This is a genomic window from Nocardia sp. NPDC049935 (assembly GCF_055586645.1).
This window is the reverse complement of the sequence record NZ_JBVJHV010000002.1, coordinates 651,644-671,777: the sequence shown is the minus strand read 5'-3', so window position 1 is coordinate 671,777 and position 20,134 is coordinate 651,644. Positions and strand designations below refer to the sequence as shown.

The window sequence follows — 20,134 nt, the reverse complement described above, 5'->3', positions numbered from 1 at the left end:
CGCTCCAATATCACAGCTCCTATATATCGAACCCGAGGCGGCGGGCGGCGCGGGACTTCTGGCGGCCGGCGCGCAGGCGGCGGAGTCGTTTCACCAGCATCGGATCGACGGCCAGGGCTTCGGGGCGGTCGATGAGGGTGTTGAGGACCTGGTAGTAGCGCGTGGGTGAGAGCGCGAACAGTTCGCGGATCGCTTCCTCTTTGGCGCCCGCGTATTTCCACCACTGCCGTTCGAAGGCCAGGATCTCGTGTTCGCGGCGGCTGAGACCGCTGTCCGGATCGTGGGCCGATTCGACCGTATTCGCTGTATTGGCCGGAGGACTGGCCTGGATTGCGGAAAGATCCCGCGCTGCTGCGCCGTCCATCTTGCTCCTCGCCGAGTTACCACCGGACGCGATCACATTTCAAGACCCATCGCGTCACCGTGTTACTGCCTTTCGATATTCAACCACGCCGCGCGAGTTACCGCTGCCGCACGCATCCGGGCGTGTCCGGCACGGTCGTACCGGAATAACCCGGGGTCGCCGCCCGTCTCGCGCCGGCGCCTCCCGCGGCACTTCAGAACAGGCCCTTTTCATCCTGCGCCGGGGCACCAATAAGCTCGTAGCCATGTCTATCCTGCCCATCGTGATCGTCGGCGATCCCGTACTGCACCGGCCCACCGAGCCGGTCACCGAAGCACCGGCCGACCTGGCCGGGTTGGTCGCGGATATGTACGAGACCCTGGACGCCGCCAACGGTGTGGGCCTGGCCGCCAATCAGGTCGGAGTGTCCAAACGACTCTTCGTCTACGACTGTCCCGACCGGGCGGAGGACGGGACGGTGACCCGGCGGCGCGGGGCCGTGATCAACCCCGTCCTGGAGACCTCGCAGATCCCGGAGACGATGCCGGATCCCGAGGACGACGACGAAGGCTGCCTGTCGGTACCCGGTGAGCAGTTCCCCACCGGGCGCGCCGACTGGGCGAAGGTCACCGGGACCGATGAGCACGGCGAACCGGTGACGATCGAGGGCACCGGCTTCTTCGCGCGGATGCTGCAGCACGAGGTCGGCCATCTCGACGGGCACCTCTATATCGATGTGCTGATCGGCCGGTACGCCCGTGCCGCGAAGAAATCGGTCAAACGCAACGGCTGGGGCACCCCGGGGCAGACCTGGATGCCCGGTATCGATCCGGACCCCTTCGGACATGACGACTGAACCGCCGGAACCCGAGCACAGCGCCGCCGCGGATATCCCGGTCGGCGAACGGGTCGTGGTCCGCTACCGGCTGCCGGACGGCAGCGATCCGCCGCTCACCGATGTGATCGGTGAGGTGGTGTCGACGAACCCGCTGACCGTCCTGGCCGCCGACGGGCACCCCGTACTGATCCCGACCGGCCGCGTGGTCGCCTTGAAATCATTGGCGCCCCGGCCTATTCGCACCTCCGAGATCCGCGCGCTGGAAACCGCCGCCGCCTACGGCTGGCCGGGCACCGAATACGCCTGGATGGACGGCTGGATGCTGCGCGCCGGGCACGGCTACACCCGCCGCGCCAATTCGGCGGTGCCCATCGGGGATTCGAGCGGCCCGGCGCGGATGGGCCCGGACACCCTGCACCGCATGGGCGCCTGGTACGCCGCGAAAGGCCTGCCCCTGCAGCTCGCCCTCCCCGATCGGCTGGCCACCGTCCCGCACGGCTGGAACAGCTGGGGCGAAACCCGCGTACTCGGTATCGATATCGAGAATTTCGTCCTGCCGCAGGGCCCGTCCATGGTGCGCATCGCCCCCGAACCCGATATCGCCTGGCTGGAAATCCACCGCCATCGCGGCGACGAGCCCACCGGGCACAGCACCACCGTCCCGCTGCCCGAGGTCTTGTCGGCGGTCTACGAGGGTCAGCTGGGTTTCGCCTCCCTGGGGCTGCCCGGTCCCATCGCCATCGCCCGCGGCGCCCTGACCGCGGCCTCGGACGGACGCCGCTGGGTCGGCCTGACCTGCGTGGCGGTCCTGGCCGCGCACCGCCGGCACGGGCTGGCCGCGCTGGTCTGCGGCGAACTGCTGCGCTGGGGGCGTGATCGCGGTGCGACCCATGCGTATGTGCAGGTCGAGGCGGGGAATGTGGAGGCGCTGGAACTCTTCGGCGAACTGGGGTTCATCGACCACCACAGCTACCGCTACGCCGTGAGCGGTAATTTTGGAGCAGCTCCGCTGTAATTCTGGAGCGCTGACGCGCTCGAGGTTCGGCCCTTCTGAGCGTCGGCTGTCAGCCCTCGAGACTCGCGGCTTCGCCGCATGCGCTTCGAGGGCTGACAGCCGACGCGGGCCGAACCCTTTACCGGCTGGTTGAGATGTTTCTCTGGGAGCTACTGGGTTAGCCGTGCCCTTTGGGCGGTGGGGCGGGTTTTGTTGATGCATCGATTTTGCATCGCTTGGGGCGTAGGGTGGTGGGCATAGACGGAGGATTTTCTGGCTCGGCCGGGCGTCTCCCGCGTGGCGCCGCCCGGCACCGCGATCGAGAACGAGGAGACCGTCATGTTCCATCCCATCGCCACACGCTCACTCGGGTTGCTGGTGGGCGTGGGCGCGGCGTCACTGTGGGCCTTGGTCGGGGGGCCGACAGCGAACGCCGCGCCACCTGCCGCCTGTCCGGCGGCCGGCGCCGCCGCCGTCGAAGCCGGTGCCGCCGGGGCCTCCTGCGCCGCGGACAGCGACGCGGGCGGTGCGGCCGCCGCCTACGGCATCGACGGCAACGCGGCCGCCGATGCCGCGCCGACCAGCCTCTCGCTGGCCATCGCCGCCAACGGCGGAAATGCCGCCTCGGCCTCGCAGTTCCTCTCCGGTCCGGCCGCGATCGCGGTGGGTCCCGGCGCCACGGCCGACACCACGGGGGTGCGGCCGGGGTTGTCCATCGGAATCGCCGGGCCCGGCGCGACGGTGACCGTCACGGGCACCTCGGCGCCCACCTGCACCGGCGGGCCCGGGTTCGCCGGTGACTTCCAGACGCTGCAGGGCTGTCTGTCCATGCCGTGAGCGGAATCGGCCACCACACCGTCGTTCCCGGCGATACGACCAGGTCCGGATCGGATGTTCCGGAGCGGCGAAAGGGGCCGGAATTGACCGGGGCCGGTGCGGGAATCGATCCGGAGGCCGGGCTGACCGTGAGTGCCGTCGCCCGGTCCCTGGGTATCCCGGTGGCGACACTGCGGAGCTGGAATCAGCGCTATGGGCTGGGGCCCACGCGCCGGCGGCCGGGGCAGCACCGCCAATACACCGCCGGTGATGTGGCGGCGCTGCGCCGGATGGTCGAGTTGGTGCGCGCGGGGGCGACTCCGGTGAGCGCGGCCGAGGCGGCCCGCGCGGCCGCCGAACCCACCCCGCTGCTCGGCGATCTGTCCCCCGTCCTGGCGGCCGCCGGCCGGCTCGATTATCCGGAGCTGCTCTCGCTGGTCACCGCGCACTTCGCTCATCTGGGTGTGGTGACCACGTGGAACGGATTGTGCCGCCCGGTCTTCGCCGACCTGGTGGCCCGCCAGGAGCGCGGTCACGGACTCATCGATGTCGAGCACGTGTTCTCCTCGGCGATTACCGCCGCCCTGCACCGCACGGTCCCGCCCGTCCGCAATCTCGGCGGCGGCGCACCGGTACTCCTGGCCTGCACCGGCGGTGAGAACCACGTGCTGCCGCTGGAGGTGCTCCGCGCCGCCCTCGCCGAAAACGCCGTCGCCGCACTGCTACTAGGCGCAGCCGTCCCCGCCACCGCCCTGGCCGAGGCCATGGCCGCACAACCCCGCGACCCCATCGTCGTGCTGTGGTCCCAGACCCGGGGCACCGCGGCCGAGACCGTCCCCGCCCGCACCCGCGCATCCACCCTGCTCCTACTGGCCGGACCCGGCTGGGCCCACGTACCGCTACCCCCCGAAGCGCACCGGATACACACCCTCGAGGCCGCCCTGCACCACATAGGCCGCACCGTCCACGCCACCGGCACCACCGTCCGCCGGCACCACCCCCCAGGACCGAAGCCCACCAACCCTTGACCAACCTTCGAGGCAAAAACGATGCAACCCCACATCCCGCAGACACCCGGCCCCATCCCCCCCGCTAGCACGTAGATACCCACCACCTCCTCCACAAGGTCTCCTCCCCAGGGCGGGGCCCGCCCCGGTTCTGCAGCGACCAGAGGGAGGGAGCGCAGCGACCGACCGCCGGGAGTGAAGAACCGGGGTTAATAGGGCCCCGCCCTCGAGCGGCGGAGCCGCTCCAAAATTACAGCCCTCCAGAATTACCTCCCCGCCCTCGAGCGGTGGAGTCGCTTCGAAGATACTTCTTTCGTGCGACTGGCTACCTGGAATGTCAATTCGATCCGCTCCCGGCAGGACCGGATGCTGGCCTGGCTGGATCGCCAGGACATCGACGTGGTGGCCCTGCAGGAGACCAAATGCCGCGACGATCAGTTCCCGTTCGAGCGCTTCGCGGAGGCCGGGTACGAGGTCGCCCATGTGGGGCTGAACCAGTGGAACGGGGTGGCGATCGCGTCCCGGGTGGGGCTCGAGGAGGTGGAGATCGGGTTTCCCGGTCAGCCCGGTTTCGACCGGGATGCCGCCGATGCGCTGATCACCACGCCCACCGTGGAGGCGCGGGCGCTGGGGGCGACCTGTGGCGGGGTCCGGGTCTGGAGCCTGTATGTGCCCAACGGCCGTGCACTGACCGATCCGCACTACGAGTACAAGCTGGAGTGGCTGGCCGCGCTGCGCGATAACGCCGCGCGCTGGCTGGCCGACGATCCGGCGGCCAAGACCGCGCTGGTGGGAGATTGGAATATCGCGCCCACCGACGACGATGTGTGGTCGATGGAGTTCTTCGACGGCAGAACCCACGTTTCCGGGCCCGAACGCGATGCCTTCCGCGCGATCACCGAGACCGGTTTCGCCGATGTGATGCGACCGTTCGCTCCGGGCCCCGGCGTCTACACGTACTGGGATTACACCCAGCTGCGGTTCCCTCGCAAGGAGGGGATGCGGATCGATTTCGTGCTCGCGTCGCCGGCGCTGTCGGCCACGGTGACCGACGCGGGGGTGGACCGGGAGGAACGCAAGGGCAAGGGCGCCAGCGACCACGCGCCGGTGATCGCCGAATTCGATATCGCCGCCGACGGGCAGGGCTGAACCCGGCCGCTGTCACCCGGCCCGAAAGGGCCGGGTCGAGAGCGCCTACAGCCAGTCCGCGAGGGGGTCGGTGGCGAGGAAGGTGCCGAGCGGTTCCGGGAACTCGATATCGGTACCGAACGGGACGGTGACCTTGCTGGCGTATCGACCGTCTTCGGGTTCGCTGTACACGCTGGCCTCCGCCGCGCCGCGGTCGATGAGGAAGTAGAGCGGGATCCCGGTCGCCGCGTAGAGGAACGGTTTGTCGAGCCGGTCCCGCAGTTCGGTGTGCTGGGCCCGGGACGTGATCTCGATCGTCATGAACACCGGCTGCGGATCCGACCATTCGCCTTCGCCCGCGAATGCCGACGCGGGCGCGAGGATCGCGTCCGGCCGGACCCGGCTGCCGCCGCCGCGACCGGCCCGCAGGCCCCGGTCGGCGAACAGCCACAGCTCGGATCGGCGGGGCACCAGGAACCGGGCCAGCCATTGCACGACCCGGCTGTGATTGACGTCCGGTCGCGATTTCGCCGCCAGCAGTCCGTTCAAGTACTCCAGCCGCAACCCATCGGAAATCCGCTGTGCCGCGGCGTCGAGTTCCTCGAACTCGCCCACGGTCATCAGCGATCCATGCGAGAGCGTCACCGTTAGACCCTATCGCCCGCACCCCCGAAGTCCGCACCGAACACCCACCCGACCCCACCGAACGAAAGAACACCCCGCCCTCGAGGCGCGGAGCGCCTCCAAATTACAGTCGGGGGGAAAATTTCACACGCAACGGGGGCTCGCACCAGCGGGCTGAGAGGACGGCTAGCCCAGATCGGGCGTTCAGGGCCGTCGACCGTATGAACCTGACCGGGTAATGCCGGCGTAGGGAGGCAAGTATGACGAGCACACCTGTCGATTCCGTGACCACGGGTCCGATCGAGGGCAGCGTCAAGCACTATCGGGAGACGGACGGTCTGCGCATTCCGGTGCGCCGGATCGGCCTCACCAACGGCGACCATTTCGATGTGTACGACACCTCGGGGCCGTACACCGACGAATCCGCCGCCATCGATCTGGAAGCCGGGCTGCCCGCAGTGCGCGACAGCTGGCCGAAACCGGATCTTCCCGGGCCCCGCACCCAGTTGGCGTGGGCGCGGGCGGGCGTGGTGACCGCGGAGATGCGGTTCATCGCCGCGCGGGAGGGGGTGGAACCGGAACTGGTGCGGGCGGAGGTCGCCGCGGGTCGTGCGGTGATCCCGGCCAACCACCGGCATCCCGAACTCGAACCGACCGTGATCGGCAAGAAGTTCCTGGTGAAGATCAACGCCAATATCGGCAATTCGGCGGTCTCGTCGTCGATCGCCGAGGAGGTGGAGAAGATGGTGTGGGCCACCCGCTGGGGCGCCGACACCATCATGGATCTGTCCACCGGCAAGAACATCCACGAGACCCGGGAGTGGATTCTGCGCAATTCGCCGGTACCGGTGGGCACGGTGCCGATCTATCAGGCGCTGGAGAAGGTGAACGGCGATCCGGCCGCCCTGACCTGGGAGCTGTACCGGGATACCGTGATCGAGCAGTGCGAACAGGGTGTCGACTATATGACCGTGCACGCGGGCGTACTGCTGCGCTATGTGCCGCTCACCGCGAAACGGGTCACCGGGATCGTGTCGCGGGGCGGTTCGATCATGGCGGCCTGGTGTCTGGCACATCACCGGGAGTCGTTCCTGTACGAGCATTTCGACGAGCTCTGCGAGATCCTGGCCCGTTACGACGTGACCTTCTCGCTGGGCGACGGCCTGCGTCCCGGCTCGATCGCCGATGCCAACGACGAGGCGCAGTTCGCCGAACTCCGCACCCTCGGCGAGCTCACGAAGATCGCGAAATCGCACGGGGTGCAGGTGATGATCGAGGGTCCGGGGCATGTGCCGATGCACAAGATCGAGGAGAACGTGCGGCTGGAGGAGGAACTGTGCGAGGAGGCGCCCTTCTACACCCTCGGCCCGCTGGCCACTGATATCGCGCCCGCCTACGACCACATCACGTCGGCCATCGGCGCGGCGATGATCGCCCGGGCCGGTACGGCGATGCTGTGCTACGTGACCCCGAAAGAACACCTGGGCCTGCCGAATCGCGACGATGTGAAAACCGGGGTGATCACGTACAAGATCGCCGCGCATGCCGCCGATCTGGCCAAGGGGCATCCGCACGCGCAGCGGCGCGACGACGAATTGTCCAAGGCGCGTTTCGAATTCCGCTGGCACGACCAGTTCGCCCTGTCCCTCGACCCGGATACCGCCCGCGAGTATCACGACGAAACACTGCCCGCGGAACCGGCGAAAACTGCGCATTTCTGCTCGATGTGCGGCCCGAAATTCTGCTCGATGCGGATTTCGGCGGATGTGCGCGAATACGCCGAACGGCACAACCTGACCGATGTGGAGGCCATCGAGGCGGGAATGGCGGAGAAGTCCGCCGAATTCGCCGATACCGGTAAGCGAGTGTATCTGCCGCTCACCACCTAGCGAGCAATCACAACAGAGCCCGCCCGATCATGGTGACCGGGCGGGCTCTGTGGGTCCCGGCGGGTGCCGCGACCGTCCGCGCCACCACCGGCGGTCAGTGGGAGATGCCCGGAGCCTGGTGTACGTAGGTCCGATCGGTGACCTGGTCCAGGAGGAATTCCGCGATATCGGCGCGGGCGATCTTCAGGCTCAGGCCGGCCTCGTCGCCGCCGAAGCCGCGCCGGTAGGTGCCGGTGCGGGGACCGTCGGTGAAGGCGCTGGGCCGCACGATCGTCCAATCCAGGTCGCTGGCGCGCACATGGATTTCCTGCTGCTGATGGTCGGCGTAGGCCGGACGCAACAGCAGGCCGAACATGATGTATTTCCACAGGAAGTTCAGGTTGGCCCGGCTGTCGCCGGCGCCGAGGGTGGACTGGCAGACCAGCCGTTTCACCCCGGTCCGGTTCATCGCCTCGATCACCGTGCGGGTGCCTTCCGCCCGCACCAGGCCCTTGCGTCCGTTGCCGAGGACCACGACGACCGCGTCCTGTCCGATTACCGCCCGCTCGACCGCCGCCGGGTCGAGCACATCGCCCTCGACGATGCGCAACCCCTCGCGCGACCGGTCGATCCGGCTCGCGTCGCGGGTGAGCGCGGTGACCTCGTATCCGCGTGCCAACGCCTGGTCCACCACATGCCGTCCGACCGTTCCGGTGGCTCCGAAGACCGCGATTCGCATAACTGCTCCTGACTCTCGAAAGCTGCTGTTTCTGGGCTGAATCCAGTACAGCAACACGGAGCGAGACGGAACATCGCTCGAACGCTCGAGGACATAAGCGAGCGTCTACCGGGCCACGTGGGTGCGTTCAGCCGGGCCGCAGCGCCCGGATCGTCGCCTCGTCGGCCGGGTAGAAGGCTTCGATATGCAGTTCGTCGACGGTCACGTCGGTGGCCGACATGGCCTGCGCGGTGATGCTGAAGAAGGAGAGTTCCGCCTCCCCCACCCGCAGTCGCAGCGGAATCACCACATCGGCGCGCGCCGTGCCACCGTCCTCCCGGTACGGATAGGCCGAGACCTCGTCCAGCAGCGCCTTCAGTCGCTGGTCACCGGTGGATTCGTAACGGCCGCGGACCTGGCCCAGCAGATGCCCGCGCCATTGGGCGAGATTGCGGATCCGGGGTGCGAGACCGTCCGGGTGCAGGGAGATCCGGATGGCGTTGACCGGCGGCTCGAGCACTTCCGGCGCGCAGCCCTCGAGCAGCACATCGGTGGCGGTATTGCGGTCGACCACGTCCCACCAGCGGTCCAGCACCAGCGCCGGATGCGGCATATGAGCGTCGAGCAGTACCCGGAAGGCGTCCATCACCGCGCGCAATTCGGGCGCGTTCACATCCCGCTGGCCGTATCCCGGCGCGAAACCGGCCGACAGCAGCAGTTCGTTGCGTTCGCGCAGCGGCACCTCCAGATGGGCGGCCAGCCGCTCCAGCATTTCCCGGGTCGGCCGCGACCGGCCGGTTTCCAGGAAGCTCAGATGCCGCGTCGACACCTCGGCCTGGGCGGCGAGCTGCAGCTGACTCATCCGGCGCCGCTCCCGCCACGACCGCAGCAGCCCGCCCACCGAGGGTTCGGTCTCCATCGTCACCACGGACCCAGCGTATCGGTCACGGTAAACGATCCCATTACCTCGCGGGTAATCGCCGCGACGCCGGATCCCGGAGAAGCTGTGTGCGTCGAGTTCACAACCCCGAGAGGACAATCCGATGAGCGACACCGTCACCGCCTACCTGGAGACCTGGAACACCACCGACGCCGCGGCGCGCACCGCGTTGCTGGCCCGGCACTGGACGCCGGAGGCCACCTACACCGACCCGCTCGCCGAAGCCGTGGGCGCCGAGGCGATCGGCGCCACCATCGGCGCGATCCACGACCAGTTCCCGGGGTTCGTGTTCACGCAGGTCGGTGAGCCGGACGCGCATCACCGGCAGATCCGGTTCCAGTGGGGTCTGGGCCCGGCCGGGGCCGAACCGGTGATTATCGGCTTCGACGTGGTCGTCACCGACGAGCGGGGCCGCATCGATACGGTCCTGGGCTTCCTGGACAAGGTCCCGGGCTGAGACCGGGGGTTCGAGCGGGCCGGCCGCCGGGGCGTGCGGCGCGCCGAACAACCCGGCGGCCACACTCCGGCATCAGGCCCGGCCGAGCGCGAGGGTGACGTTGTGGCCCCCGAACCCGAACGAGTTCGTGAGCGCGTGGTCGATGCGCTGGGCCCGGGGCGACCCGTGCACGATATCCAGTGCGGCGTCCGGGTTGTCCAGATTGAGGGTCGGCGGCACCGTCTGTTCACGCAGCGTGAGGGCGGTGAGGACGGTTTCGAGCGCACCGACCGCGCCGATGGAATGCCCGAGTGCCGATTTCGGGGCGTAGACCGAAGCGTCCGGGGTGACGGCGCCGATGGCGGCGGCCTCGGACGCGTCGCCGATGGATGTCGAGGTGGCGTGCGCGTTGACATGCTGGATATCGGCCGGTTCCAGCCCCGCGGTGGCGATCGCCTTACGCATGGCGCGGGCGGCCCCGGCGCCGGCCGGATCGGACGCCACGATATGGAAGGCGTCGGAGGTGATCCCCGTGCCGAGCACCCGCGCGTGGATCCGGGCGCCCCGGGCGCGGGCGTGCCGCTCGGATTCGAGCACGACCAGCGCCCCGGCCTCACCGAAAACGAACCCGTCCCGGTCCCGGTCGAACGGTCGTGAGGCCGCCGCGGGCGCGTCGTTGCGGGTGCTCATGGCCCGCATCATCGCGAAACTCGCGATCGGCACCGCGTGGATATGCCCCTCGACGCCGCCGGCCACCACCACATCCGCCTCCCCCGTGACGATCAGCCGCCAGGCGTGCGCGATGGCCTCGGTCCCGGACGAGCAGGCCGAGACCGGCGCGAAAACACCCGCTTTCGCCCCGATTTCGAGGCTCACCGCCGCGGCCGGGCCGTTGGGCATGACCATCGGCACCGACATGGGCGATACCTTGCGATAGCCCCCGGCGCGCATGGCGTCGACGGCATCGATCAGCGCGTCGCCGCCGCCCAGCCCGGTGCCGATACAGACCGCGAGCCGTTCGCCTTCCACCTCGGGCTCACCGGCGGCCCGCCATACCCGCCGGCCCAGAACCAGGGCGAGTTGTTCGACGTAGGAGTGCCGGCGCTGTTCGACCCGGGTGAGACCGGCGCCGGGATGCGCGGTGAGCTTGCCACCTATCCGGACCGGGAGGTCGTATTCGGCGACGAAATCGTCGTCGAGGGTGCTGATCCCGGACTGCCCGGCGAGCAGGCGCGCCCAGGTGTCGTCCATATCGTCGGCGAGCGAGGTGGCGGCCGCGTAGGCGGTCAGCACCGCCCCGGTCCGAGTTTCTGTAGCGATCGGTACAGTCACGGTGTCCATGAATACCTGTACCGTTCGCTACAGTCAACCCATGGCCCGCCCACTCGACCACGCCAAACGCGCCGAACTCCTCGACGCGGTGGTGCGCTATATCGCCGAGCACGGCCTCGCGGACCTCTCCCTGCGCCCGTTGGCCGCGGCGCTCGGCACCAGTTCGCGCATGCTGATCTACTACTTCGGCACCAAGGAGGAACTGCTGGTCCAAGCCCTGACCAGCCACCGCCCCGACCTGACCGAGGTCTTCTCCGGTATCGGCGACGCCGCCGGGCTGCGCGACCGGATGTGGGACTTCTGGCAATCCAATACCGCCGGCCCCGACGCCCCGAGCGTCACGGTGATGCTGCAGGTACTGGGCGCGGCCTGCGCACCCCACGGCCCCTATATCCGCTACGCGGACCAGGCGATCGCCGAGTTCGTCTCCACTCTCACCGGCGAACTACGCCGACTCGGCACCGAGGACCCCGCCGTCGCCGCCACACTGCTCGTCTCCGGACTCCGCGGCATCCTGCAGGACCGGACCATCACCGGCGATCACGAACGCGCCGACCGCGCGGCCCGGCGCCTGATCGACCAGTCCATACGTTGAGCAACGTGAAGCCGGTACCGCGGTCCCCGGCCGGTGTGGGCCGGAGACCGGCGGAACCGACGTTCAGGACCCCGCGGTCTGATCGACCAGCTGGGCGGCCGGGGCATTCGACTGCACCGAGGCGATGCCCTTCTTGGCGGAATCCTTGGTTTCGTAGGCCTGGCTCGCGGCGATGGTCTCACCGTTACCCGCCTTGAGCCGCCAGCGGAACTTACCCGCGGCATCGGAATAGAGCTCGAACTTGGCTGCCATGACTTCCTCCGCTTCATGAGCTGGATATAGCCTGGTCAGCCGCAGAATACGACCGCTCCCGCACAGCCTTGCGCAGACACGCGGACGCGCCGGCGCATCGTTGGGCGAACGCGACCGCGCGGCCGGGCCGGTATCGGGCGGCGGCTCCGCTCTTCGAACACGCCACATACAGTTGTGCCGTGAAGCTCTTGCCGTTGACCCCCACCGGACAGACCCCGCCCCGGGTCCTCACCATCGCCGGCACCGACTCCGGGGGCGGCGCCGGGATCCAGGCCGATACCCGGACCATGGCGCTGTGCGGAGTGCACGCCCTGGTGGCGGTCGCGGCGGTGACCGTGCAGAACTCGGTCGGGGTCAGCGGATTCCACGAGATCCCCCCGCAGGTGGTGGCCGATCAGGTGCGGTGCGTGGCCGACGATATCGGCGTGGGAGCCGCGAAAACCGGGATGCTCGCGTCCAGCGACATCATCGAGGCGGTGGCCGGAGTATGCCGCGAGGTCGGGATCGGACGCGATTCGGCGGTACCACTGGTCGTCGACCCGGTGGCCGCCTCCATGCACGGTGACCCGCTCCTGCACACCGAAGCGCTCGACGCCGTCCGCTACACCCTGTTCCCGCTGGCCACCATCGTCACCCCCAACCTGGACGAGGTCCGGTTGCTCACCGGTGTGGAGGTCACCGACCGTGCCACCGCCCGCACCGCCGCCGAGGCCCTGCACGCCCTCGGACCGCAGTGGGTCGTGGTGAAGGGCGGCCATATGCGATCCGCCCCCACCAGCACCGACCTGCTGTTCGACGGCGAACGCTTCCTGGAGTTCGACGCCGACCGCATCGTCACCGGAAACGACCACGGCGGCGGCGACACCCTAGCCGCCGCGCTCGCCTGCGCCCTCGCCCACGACTACACCGTCCCCGAGGCGTTCGAGTTCGCCAAGGAATGGACCCGCCGCAGCCTGGAAGCCTCCTACGACCTCGGCAAAGGCCACGGCCCCGTCTCCCCCTTCTGGCGGTTGTAATGTGACAGCAGGCGCGGGCCGAACCATTTCACCCCCGGTTCGGACCGGGGGCAGATCGGTGGCCGGGCTCCCCGCCCCGGTTCCCTTCCTGACCGAATCTGTCGGACCCCCCGCGCATACTGAATGCATCTCGAGACACCACTCACAACGGCGTGAGCCCGGACAACGAGGTCCGATCGAGAATCCGACCCACCGCCCCGATGGTCGCAACACCCGACCACCAACATTTTCCCAAACGGTCGCCCCCGCCAGGGCGGGGCCCGCCCCGGTTCTGGAGCGACCAGAGGGAGGGAGCGCAGCGACCGACCGCCGGGAGTGAAGAACCGGGGTTAATAGGGCCCCGCCCTCGAGCGGCGGAGCCGCTCCAACAACACAGCAGGTTCACAGGTTGGCTGGAGGGTGGCCCCAGCGGGCGGGCCGACTGTGGTCACCATGACCCAGACCGTGACCGCCGCCGGACCGGTGGAATACGCGGACGCCGCCTCGCCGCCACCCGTGCTCGATGTGGTCGTCCCCGTCTACAACGAAGAGACCGATCTCGGCGTATGTGTGCGCCGGCTCCATTCCTATCTGGGAGACGGGTTCCCGTTCCCCGCCCGGATCACCATCGCCGATAACGCCAGCACCGATGCCACCCTCGCGGTCGCCGAGCTGCTGGCCGCCGAACTGGACGGCGTCCGGGTGGTGCATCTGGACGCCAAGGGCCGGGGCCGGGCGTTGCGGACGGTGTGGCTGGAGTCGGACGCGCAGGTCGTCGCGTATATGGATGTCGACCTGTCCACCGATCTCAATGCGCTGCTCCCGCTGATCGCGCCGCTGGTTTCGGGCCATTCGGATCTGGCGATCGGCTCCCGGCTCAACGCCGCTTCGCGGGTGGTGCGGGGGCCGAAGCGTGAGTTCATCTCGCGCTCCTACAACCTGCTGTTGAAGGCGTCGCTGCGGGCGGGCTTCTCCGACGCCCAGTGCGGATTCAAGGCGATCCGCACCGAGGTGGCGCGTAAGCTGCTGCCGCTGGTACAGGACGGGGAGTGGTTCTTCGATACCGAACTGCTGGTGATCGCCGAGCGCGCGGGCCTGCGGATCCACGAGGTGCCGGTGGATTGGATCGACGATCCGGACAGCCGGGTCGATATCGTCGATACCGCCCGCAAGGATCTGCGCGGTATCTGGCGTCTGGGCCGGGCGCTGGCCACGGGCGCGTTGCCGCTGGCCGAGATCAGGCACGCGGTGGGCCGGGAACCGCTGGTGCCGGGGGTGCCGCTCGGGATGGTGGGTCAGCTGATCCGGTTCGCTGCGGTCGGCGTCGCTTCCACCCTCGCCTACATGCTGCTGTATGTGCTGATGCAGCCGTGGGCCGGGGCGCAGATCGCCAATTTCGGAGCCCTGTTGATCACGGCGGTGGCCAATACCGCCGCGAACCGCGCCTTCACGTTCGGGGTGCGCGGGCAGCGGGATATGGCCTCGCACCATTTCCAGGGGTTGCTGATCTTCGGTTTCGGATTGCTGGTCACCAGCGGTTCGCTGTTCGCACTGCATCGCTGGGCGCCGGGCGCCCCGGTGCAACTCGAACTGTTCGTCCTGGTCGTGGCCAACCTGATCGCCACCCTGATGCGGTTCGTGGGACTGCGCTGGGTGTTCCGTGAGGCCGGCCGCCCCGCCATCGACACCGAGGAGCCCACCCGATGACGACCCTTGTCACGAATCCGCCTTCCGCCGCGCCGGCACCTGCTGCCGGCTCCCGACCGGCGCGGCCGCGCTGGGAGTTTCCGGCGCTGGCGGCGCTGCTGCTGGCCACGGCGCTCTCCTATCTCTACAACCTGAGCGCCAACGGCTGGGCCAACTCGTTCTATTCGGCCGCGGTACAGGCCGGTTCGGTGTCCTGGAAGGCGTTCTTCTTCGGTTCTTCCGACGCCGCGAACTCCATCACCGTGGACAAACCGCCCGCCTCGCTGTGGGTGATGGAACTGTCGGTGCGGGTGTTCGGGCTGAGTAGCTGGAGCATGCTGGTTCCGCAGGTGCTGCTGGGTATCGCCACGGTGGCGCTGGTGTGGGCGACGGTGCGGCGCTCGTTCGGACCCGCCGCGGGACTCCTGGCCGGTCTGGTATTGGCCGCGACACCGGTTTTCGCGCTGATGTTCCGTTTCAACAATCCCGACGCGCTGCTGGTGCTGCTGATGGTCGCCGCGGTGTGGGCGATGATGCGGGCACTCGATGACGGCCGCTGGCGCTGGCTGGTGCTCACCGGAGCCTGTATCGGCTTCGGGTTCCTGGCCAAGCAGTTGCAGGTGATGCTCGTCGTGCCGGTGCTGGCCCTGGTGTACCTGTTCGCGGGCCCACCGAAACTGGGTAAACGGATCGCGCAACTGTTCGCGGCGGGCGCCGCGATGGTGGCGGCGGCGGGTTGGTGGCTGCTGGCGGTGGAACTGTGGCCCGCCGATTCCCGCCCGTATATCGGTGGTTCGCAGAACAACTCGATCATCGAACTGACCCTGGGCTACAACGGCCTCGGCCGGTTGAACGGTAACGAGACCGGCAGTGTCGGGCCGGGCGGGGAACTGCCGCCGGGCGGTAACGGTATGTGGGGACAGACCGGGATCACCCGGATGTTCGATCAGATGCAGGGCGGGCAGATCGCCTGGCTGATTCCCGCCGCGCTGGTCGCGCTGGTCGCCGGACTACTGCTGCGCGGCCGGGCCGCCCGCACCGACGGCCCCCGGGCACAGGTGCTGCTCTGGGGTGGCTGGCTGCTGGTGACCGGCCTGGTGTTCAGCTTCATGGCCGGGATCTTCCACCAGTACTACACGGTGGCGCTGGCGCCGGCGATCGCGGCGCTCGTGGGTATCGGCGCGGTGTCCTACTGGCGTAACCGGTCTCGCTGGTGGGTGCGGCTGCTCGCCGCGGCGGCGGTGGGCCTGACCACCGCGACGGCGTGGCTGCTGCTCTCGCGTACCGCCGATTTTGTGCCGTGGCTGCGCTGGGCGATCCTGGCCGGCGGTATCGTCGCCACCCTCGCGCTGCTGGTCCGGCTACCGGGCAAATCGGCCGTGGCGGCCGCGGTACTGGCCGGTGTGGTCGGTCTGAGCGGACCGGTCGCCTATACGGTCGACACCCTGAATTCGGCCCACAACGGCCCGATTCCGACCGCCGGGCCGAGTAACGGAATGTTCGGGGGGATGCGTCCCCCGGGTATGCGGGACGGCGGCCCCGGTATGGACGGCGGAATGCCCGGGATGCCCGGTAATCAGGGCGGGACGCCCGGTATGGGCACCGGGCCGGGCGGTATGCCCGGAACGGGCGGCGGCGTGCCGGGTACCGATGGCGGTCAGGATGCCGTACCAGGAACCGACGGGATGCCCGACGGCGGAATGGGCCTCGGCGACGGGAACGCCGCGGGCCAGGACGGTCGCCGTGGTGGTATGGGCGGTCCCGGCGGCGGGGTGATGGGCGCCAGCCGCCCCAGCGACGCCCTGGTGGCGCTGCTGAAGGAGGACGGCGCGGACTACACCTGGGCCGCCGCCACCATCGCCTCCAACAGCGCGGCCGGTTACCAGCTCGCCACCGAACTGCCGGTGATGCCGGTCGGCGGATTCAACGGCAGCGATCCCTCACCGACGCTGGAACAGTTCCAGCAGTACGTGGAGTCAGGGCAGATCCACTATTTCCTCGGCGGCAGCGGCAGCGGCGGCGGACCCGGCGGACGGCAGGCCACCACCTCCGCCATCACCGAATGGGTCCAGCAGAATTTCACCTCGAAAGAGGTGGACGGGGTGACGGTCTACGACCTGACCGCGCCGAAGTAATTCCGCACCCGCGTAGACCGACGGCTCGGACCGCTGTGGTCCGAGCCGTCGGTTTTTCGTTCCGAGCCCTACCGATTCAGGCGAACACCTCGGTGAGGTCGCCGTAGAGACGCTGTTCGGTGAACAGGGTGTCGGCATCGATGGTCGCGTACACCGCGCCCGGGATATCGACCTCTTTACCGTTCTTCAGCCAGTAGTGGATCCGGATCTCGAAGACGACCTCGGTGATTCCGTCGACCGGCGGATGCGGTTCGATCCAGTGGACCACTTTGTGTTCGATCTTGTCGCACTGGTCGAGGACGAACTGGATGGACGCGGTGGCGGTATCGCGACCGGTCACCGGCTCGGCATTGGCGAAGGTGAGTTTCACATCGTCGGTCATCAGCGCGGCAGCGTCGGCCAATCGACCGGAATCGATCAGACCGTAGTATTCCTCCACCATTTTCCGAACAGCCGACATCCACTATCTCCTTGCTGAGTTTCCCAGGTAGGGAAGGTTTTTCGAAGTGCGAGCCAAGGTTAGTGGACCTTCCCGCGCCCCGCGCTCCCGAAAGCGGAACGTCATCCGACTGTGATCGCGCGATCCCCCTCGCTCGCGACCGCACCGGGGATCGCGACAGCGGCCCGGACGGCGGCGGCCTCGTGGTCGAGGAGAACGTCACCGCCCTGCGTGCTGACGATCGGCGTGTAGGGATCGGGTTCGTGTGGGTCGCCGAGCAATTCGCGCAGCACGGCCACTCCGCAGAACGGCACGTAGTACGGGCTGTAACCGCCCTCCTGCACGAACGCGATCCGCCCCTCGCACAGTTCGGCGGCGAGATCCAGCATCCACCGTGTGAGCTGCGCGAACCCGGCACTGGTGACCATCTGGCGGGCCAGCGGGTCCATCATGCTCGCGTCGAATCCGGACGCGACGATCACCAGTTCGGGCCGGAACGCGCGCAGCGCCGGGACCACCGCCTCCGCCAGCGCGTACAGATACGCCGCGTCGCCGCTGCCGGGCGGTAGCGGGATATTGATCGAGTACCCCTCGCCCGCGCCGGTGCCGCGTTCTTCCCGGAATCCCGAATTCGGCGGGAAACACAGATGCTGGTGCAGCGATACGGTGAGCACCGAGGGATCGCTGTACCAGATGTCCTGAGTGCCGTTGCCGTGGTGCACATCCCAGTCGACGATGGCGATCCGCTCCAGCCCCAGCACCGCCTTGGCGTACGCGGCGGCCACCGAGACATTGTTGAAAACGCAGAAGCCCATCCCGGACGCGCGGGTCGCGTGGTGCCCGGGCGGATTCACCAGCGCGTACCCGGTATCGATCGTGCCGGCCACCACCTGCGAGACGAGCTGGATCGCGCCGCCGGCCGACAGCGCCGCGATCTCGTAGCCGCCTTTCCCGAACGGCGAGCATCCGTCACCGGCGTCACCGCCCTTCGGCAGCAGGCTCTCCGCCTGGATCCGCGCGAGATGTTCGGCGGCATGCACCCGCAGGATGTCTTCCTCGGTGGCGGGAACCGCCCGCACTTCCCGCAATCGGTCGAGTAGGCCGGATACGGCGACCAGTTCGTGGAAGCGGCGTTTGGTGTCCGGATGGGCGAGATGGTGTGCGATGGGTTGGAGGCCGGTGGTCGCGTCGGAGGGGAACAGACTCCCCGAACCGGTGTCGACCCACCCGTAGACGGTATTCCAGACGTAGCCGATGGTCATGGTCGAGCTCCTAACGCCGGCGAGCCGAGGGGGCGCCGGACGGCAAATATCGCGCAATCGAGCGATCACGCGCGCTTATCGAGCCATAACCTCCTACAGCGCGCAACCGGAACGATTCCCACACCCGACCATGCCGAACCGGGCAAACCGGATTGTCGGGCGTTTCCGGATCCACCCGGACCCCACGACCTGCGAGCAGGAAAATGGCTGGACGGAATTTCGCGGCGATTGCTAACTTCGATGCAGCCGTGACAGCACGCGAGGAGGTGAGACCCATGAACACAGCAATCATGTGGGTGCTCCCACTCGTGTTCACGGTTCCGCGATCGATGTAGGTGTCGCCGGGAGCGCCCGACAAGGCGATCCCGAAAGGCAACACCATGCATTTCACCTCCGAGACATCGTCGAACGGTGTCATCGAACGAACCTTCACCCTGGGCGAGATCACCGGCGTGCTCTGGTCACCGGAATCCGGGCAGGCCGGCGCGCCACTGCTGCTGTCCGGGCACTCCGGCGGTATGCACAAGAAGGCGCCCGGGCTGGTGGCCAACGCGCTGCACAGCGTCACCGCCTACGGTTTCACCGTCGCCGCCATCGACGCGCCCGGACACGGTGACCGGCCGCGGACCCATCAGGATCGGCAGCGGGGCGAGCAGATCCACGCCGCGCGGGCGGCGGGCGAGTCCATCGCACCGATCGTCGTCGAGTACAACAGAGCGCTGGCCGAGCGCGCGGTGCCGGAATGGCAGACGACCCTGGACGCCCTGCAGTCACTGCCCGAGATCGGCACCGAAACACCGGTCGGCTACGGCGGTATGAATCTGGGTGTCGTCACCGGCCTGATGCTGACGGCGGCCGACCCCAGGATCGCGGCCCTGAGCCTGGGCGCGGTGTTCGTGGACGACGCCCTGATCGAGGCGGCGAGAAAGGTGACCGTACCGGTCGAGTACCGGATTCCCTGGGACGACGAGTACTTCGACAACGCGTCCGGCGTCGCGTTGTTCGACGCCCTCGCCTCGAAGGAGAAGACGCTGCACGCCCACCCGGGCCGGCGCCACCGGATACCCGAATACGAGCTCGACGGTTCGGTCCGGTTCTTCACCCACCACCTCGGCGGAGCCGCCACGGCTTCGGACTGACGCGACCGTGCCGGCGTCCGGTTCCCGCCGGACGCCGGCACTCCCGTTCAGGCGGTGGCGCGTTCCAGATTGCCGATAATGCGTTCCAGCACATCCATCATCCGGGCGAATTCGTCTTCACCGACCCCCTCGCCCGCCAGCTCCCGCAGCCGCGATACCGAGTCCCGCGCGGTCGCGTGGGCAGTGCGGCCCGCCTCGGTCAGCGTGTAGTTCGCGTCGGCGCCGCGGACGATCCAGCCGCGGGCGGTGAGGCCGGTGACGGTATCGGCGACGCTCTCGCCGCCGGCCTCCCAGAACGGGCGCAGCGCCTCGGTGAGTCCGGCGTCGTCGACGGGTCCTCGGGCGATCGTGTTCAGCGTCTGCCACTGCCGCCGTGAGAGTCCGGCTTCGCCGAGCAATCGGTCGAAGGTCACCTCGATGAGCTGATCGAGTCGTTTGACCTGGTAGCCGATGAGCCGGTTCTCCGAGTCGGCCGGAGGGCCCGGCGCCTCGGCGGACCCGCCGCACGCGGCCAGGGACATGAGCAGTGCGACGGCGAGGCCGGCGAGCAGAGCGGAGGTTCTCATCGTGACTCCTGCGGAGAATAT

21 protein-coding genes and 1 riboswitch are annotated in these 20,134 nt (G+C 68.5%); of the genes, 12 read left to right on the top strand and 9 right to left on the bottom strand.

Annotated features, from left to right (window positions below; genetic code table 11):
- Positions 1-19 precede the first annotated feature (19 nt).
- Positions 20-364 (bottom strand): DUF3263 domain-containing protein, encoded by a 345-nt coding sequence (locus ACZ6SF_RS11410; RefSeq protein WP_466061957.1) that lies wholly within the window; start codon positions 362-364, stop codon positions 20-22.
- A gap of 244 nt (positions 365-608) precedes the next feature.
- On the opposite strand from ACZ6SF_RS11410, the gene ACZ6SF_RS11405 reads away from it, so the two are divergent.
- From ACZ6SF_RS11405 to ACZ6SF_RS11385, 5 genes are all read left to right on the top strand, one after another.
- Positions 609-1,199, top strand: a complete 591-nt coding sequence (locus ACZ6SF_RS11405; RefSeq protein ID WP_466061956.1) for a peptide deformylase — start codon at positions 609-611, stop codon at positions 1,197-1,199.
- Positions 1,189-2,196 carry an N-acetylglutamate synthase, CG3035 family gene (locus tag ACZ6SF_RS11400; RefSeq protein ID WP_466061955.1) on the top strand — a complete coding sequence of 336 codons (1,008 nt, stop codon included), beginning with the start codon at positions 1,189-1,191 and terminating at the stop codon, positions 2,194-2,196. The genes ACZ6SF_RS11405 and ACZ6SF_RS11400 overlap by 11 nt, the downstream gene beginning before the upstream one ends.
- Positions 2,197-2,514: 318 nt before the next feature.
- On the top strand, positions 2,515-3,012 hold the full coding sequence (locus tag ACZ6SF_RS11395) for a DUF6764 family protein (protein ID WP_466061954.1): 498 nt from the start codon (positions 2,515-2,517) through the stop codon (positions 3,010-3,012).
- A gap of 83 nt (positions 3,013-3,095) precedes the next feature.
- Positions 3,096-4,019 carry a MerR family transcriptional regulator gene (locus ACZ6SF_RS11390; protein WP_466061953.1) on the top strand — a complete coding sequence of 308 codons (924 nt, stop codon included), beginning with the start codon at positions 3,096-3,098 and terminating at the stop codon, positions 4,017-4,019.
- A 294-nt stretch (positions 4,020-4,313) separates the two neighbouring features.
- Complete coding sequence (locus ACZ6SF_RS11385; protein WP_466061952.1) at positions 4,314-5,147, top strand: exodeoxyribonuclease III; 834 nt, start codon at positions 4,314-4,316, stop codon at positions 5,145-5,147.
- 45 nt (positions 5,148-5,192) lie between these two features.
- On the opposite strand, the gene ACZ6SF_RS11380 is transcribed toward ACZ6SF_RS11385, so the two are convergent.
- Positions 5,193-5,771, bottom strand: coding sequence for a Uma2 family endonuclease (locus tag ACZ6SF_RS11380; RefSeq protein WP_466061951.1), 579 nt, complete (start codon positions 5,769-5,771; stop codon positions 5,193-5,195).
- 122 nt (positions 5,772-5,893) lie between these two features.
- Positions 5,894-6,020, top strand: a riboswitch (TPP riboswitch).
- On the opposite strand from ACZ6SF_RS11380, the gene thiC reads away from it, so the two are divergent.
- Complete coding sequence (thiC, locus tag ACZ6SF_RS11375; protein ID WP_466061950.1) at positions 6,011-7,639, top strand: phosphomethylpyrimidine synthase ThiC; 1,629 nt, start codon at positions 6,011-6,013, stop codon at positions 7,637-7,639. (Overlaps the previous riboswitch by 10 nt.)
- A 94-nt stretch (positions 7,640-7,733) precedes the next feature.
- Here thiC and ACZ6SF_RS11370 read toward each other — a convergent pair whose 3' ends face one another.
- Together ACZ6SF_RS11370 and ACZ6SF_RS11365 are read right to left on the bottom strand one after the other, a co-directional pair.
- Positions 7,734-8,357: an NAD(P)-dependent oxidoreductase gene (locus ACZ6SF_RS11370; RefSeq protein ID WP_466061949.1), complete on the bottom strand. Its 624-nt coding sequence runs from the start codon at positions 8,355-8,357 to the stop codon at positions 7,734-7,736.
- A gap of 127 nt (positions 8,358-8,484) precedes the next feature.
- Positions 8,485-9,255: a helix-turn-helix domain-containing protein gene (locus ACZ6SF_RS11365; protein ID WP_466062259.1), complete on the bottom strand. Its 771-nt coding sequence runs from the start codon at positions 9,253-9,255 to the stop codon at positions 8,485-8,487.
- Between the two features lie 124 nt (positions 9,256-9,379).
- Here ACZ6SF_RS11365 and ACZ6SF_RS11360 point away from each other — a divergent pair, with 124 nt between their 5' ends.
- A complete protein-coding gene (locus ACZ6SF_RS11360; RefSeq protein ID WP_466061948.1) occupies positions 9,380-9,733 on the top strand; it encodes a nuclear transport factor 2 family protein in 354 nt (117 codons plus the stop codon).
- A gap of 72 nt (positions 9,734-9,805) precedes the next feature.
- Here ACZ6SF_RS11360 and ACZ6SF_RS11355 read toward each other — a convergent pair whose 3' ends face one another.
- On the bottom strand, positions 9,806-11,053 hold the full coding sequence (locus ACZ6SF_RS11355) for a KasA/KasB family beta-ketoacyl-ACP synthase (protein WP_466061947.1): 1,248 nt from the start codon (positions 11,051-11,053) through the stop codon (positions 9,806-9,808).
- Positions 11,054-11,084: 31 nt separating this feature from the next.
- Between ACZ6SF_RS11355 and ACZ6SF_RS11350 the strand changes: the two genes are divergently transcribed.
- On the top strand, positions 11,085-11,639 hold the full coding sequence (locus tag ACZ6SF_RS11350) for a TetR/AcrR family transcriptional regulator (protein WP_466061946.1): 555 nt from the start codon (positions 11,085-11,087) through the stop codon (positions 11,637-11,639).
- 63 nt (positions 11,640-11,702) lie between these two features.
- Here ACZ6SF_RS11350 and ACZ6SF_RS11345 read toward each other — a convergent pair whose 3' ends face one another.
- Positions 11,703-11,891: a YegP family protein gene (locus ACZ6SF_RS11345; RefSeq protein ID WP_466061945.1), complete on the bottom strand. Its 189-nt coding sequence runs from the start codon at positions 11,889-11,891 to the stop codon at positions 11,703-11,705.
- Between the two features lie 179 nt (positions 11,892-12,070).
- Here ACZ6SF_RS11345 and thiD point away from each other — a divergent pair, with 179 nt between their 5' ends.
- The 3 genes from thiD to ACZ6SF_RS11330 all read left to right on the top strand — a co-directional run bounded on the left by thiD (position 12,071) and on the right by ACZ6SF_RS11330 (position 16,707).
- Positions 12,071-12,907 carry a bifunctional hydroxymethylpyrimidine kinase/phosphomethylpyrimidine kinase gene (gene thiD / locus ACZ6SF_RS11340; protein WP_466061944.1) on the top strand — a complete coding sequence of 279 codons (837 nt, stop codon included), beginning with the start codon at positions 12,071-12,073 and terminating at the stop codon, positions 12,905-12,907.
- 432 nt (positions 12,908-13,339) lie between these two features.
- Positions 13,340-14,593 carry a bifunctional glycosyltransferase family 2/GtrA family protein gene (locus ACZ6SF_RS11335; RefSeq protein ID WP_466061943.1) on the top strand — a complete coding sequence of 418 codons (1,254 nt, stop codon included), beginning with the start codon at positions 13,340-13,342 and terminating at the stop codon, positions 14,591-14,593.
- Positions 14,590-16,707, top strand: a complete 2,118-nt coding sequence (locus ACZ6SF_RS11330; RefSeq protein WP_466061942.1) for a glycosyltransferase family 39 protein — start codon at positions 14,590-14,592, stop codon at positions 16,705-16,707. The genes ACZ6SF_RS11335 and ACZ6SF_RS11330 overlap by 4 nt, the downstream gene beginning before the upstream one ends.
- A gap of 76 nt (positions 16,708-16,783) precedes the next feature.
- Here the strand turns inward: ACZ6SF_RS11330 and ACZ6SF_RS11325 are convergent, their stop codons facing one another.
- Positions 16,784-17,167, bottom strand: a complete 384-nt coding sequence (locus ACZ6SF_RS11325) for a nuclear transport factor 2 family protein (RefSeq protein ID WP_466061941.1) — start codon at positions 17,165-17,167, stop codon at positions 16,784-16,786.
- 101 nt (positions 17,168-17,268) lie between these two features.
- Complete coding sequence (locus ACZ6SF_RS11320; RefSeq protein ID WP_466061940.1) at positions 17,269-18,408, bottom strand: class II histone deacetylase; 1,140 nt, start codon at positions 18,406-18,408, stop codon at positions 17,269-17,271.
- Between the two features lie 380 nt (positions 18,409-18,788).
- On the opposite strand from ACZ6SF_RS11320, the gene ACZ6SF_RS11315 reads away from it, so the two are divergent.
- A complete protein-coding gene (locus ACZ6SF_RS11315) occupies positions 18,789-19,547 on the top strand; it encodes an alpha/beta hydrolase family protein (protein ID WP_466061939.1) in 759 nt (252 codons plus the stop codon).
- 47 nt (positions 19,548-19,594) lie between these two features.
- On the opposite strand, the gene ACZ6SF_RS11310 is transcribed toward ACZ6SF_RS11315, so the two are convergent.
- Entirely contained in the window at positions 19,595-20,113 is a 519-nt protein-coding gene (locus ACZ6SF_RS11310; RefSeq protein WP_466061938.1) for a MarR family winged helix-turn-helix transcriptional regulator, read from the bottom strand.
- Positions 20,114-20,134: the final 21 nt, after the last annotated feature.